This is a genomic window from Colwellia polaris (genome assembly GCF_002104515.1).
Lineage (GTDB): Bacteria > Pseudomonadota > Gammaproteobacteria > Enterobacterales > Alteromonadaceae > Cognaticolwellia > Cognaticolwellia polaris.
The window spans coordinates 1-1014 of sequence record NZ_NBOE01000027.1 but is presented as its reverse complement, the minus strand read 5'-3'; the positions used below and the strand labels follow the sequence as shown (position 1 = coordinate 1014).

Here is a 1014-nt window from a genome sequence, read left to right as displayed (position 1 = left end):
TCGTAACAAGGTAACCCTAGGGGAACCTGGGGTTGGATCACCTCCTTATCTTGAAGTAAAACAGCTTAATGGAAGCCTCGGCTTCACGAGTGTCTACACAAATTACATGATAACGAATTAGAAGAAGTCCAAACATCTAAGCTTCGGACAACAATTCTTGAAAGAGAAATAGGTCTGTAGCTCAGCTGGTTAGAGCGCACCCCTGATAAGGGTGAGGTCGGCAGTTCAAGTCTGCCCAGACCTACCAATTTACGCTTTTTACGGCGTTGGTTTATCACTCGTGTAGAAAAGCCTACACTTCGCGATAAACCGCCTTGTAAAAAACGTAAATCTGAGTTATATGTTCTAGCTAAGGATGTTTACCCTTTATCTTAAAAGATATAAGGGGCTATAGCTCAGCTGGGAGAGCGCCTGCCTTGCACGCAGGAGGTCAGCAGTTCGATCCTGCTTAGCTCCACCACTTCTTCATACCCTTTATAAGAGAGGGAAAGAGACCAAACTTAAATTATCTCAAGTTGATAAATTAAGTTTGGTTTTTTAAACCACGATTTATGCCGAATGCGCGCTAAATTGAGTTCTTTAACAATCTGGAAAGCTGATATAAATACCGGTATTTATATGAATTAGAGCGTGTCGCGCGTTTCTTTTTATAATTATAAATACCAAGCTGTAAATCTTCTTTTATCGGGAAGGTTTATGGTGATTAAGCATTCTCCTCGAGTGTTTAATCAACCCGATAAATATTCTTTGGAATATTTATCAACTCTTATTCAAGACACACTTTGTGTGCGTGAAAATGTCAGACTTTACAATTACGTCGGATTAGTCTCCGATGTGTACTAAATGTTTTAAACTGAAAGCTTATAGCTGACAGCTGAGACCACTTAGGGTTGTATGGTTAAGTGACTAAGCGTATGTGGTGGATGCCTTGGCAGTTAGAGGCGATGAAGGACGTGTTAATCTGCGAAAAGCGTAGTTAAGGTGATAAAAACCGTTATAGACTGCGATATCCGA

At 40.5% G+C, this 1014-nt stretch carries 2 tRNA genes and 1 rRNA gene; all 3 read left to right on the top strand.

Annotated features, from left to right (window positions below):
- Positions 1-170: 170 nt before the first annotated feature.
- Positions 171-247: transfer RNA gene (locus tag B6A32_RS19120), tRNA-Ile, on the top strand.
- Between the two features lie 137 nt (positions 248-384).
- Positions 385-460: transfer RNA gene (locus B6A32_RS19115), tRNA-Ala, on the top strand.
- A gap of 436 nt (positions 461-896) precedes the next feature.
- Positions 897-1014, top strand: a 23S ribosomal RNA gene (locus tag B6A32_RS19110); the annotation flags it as partial.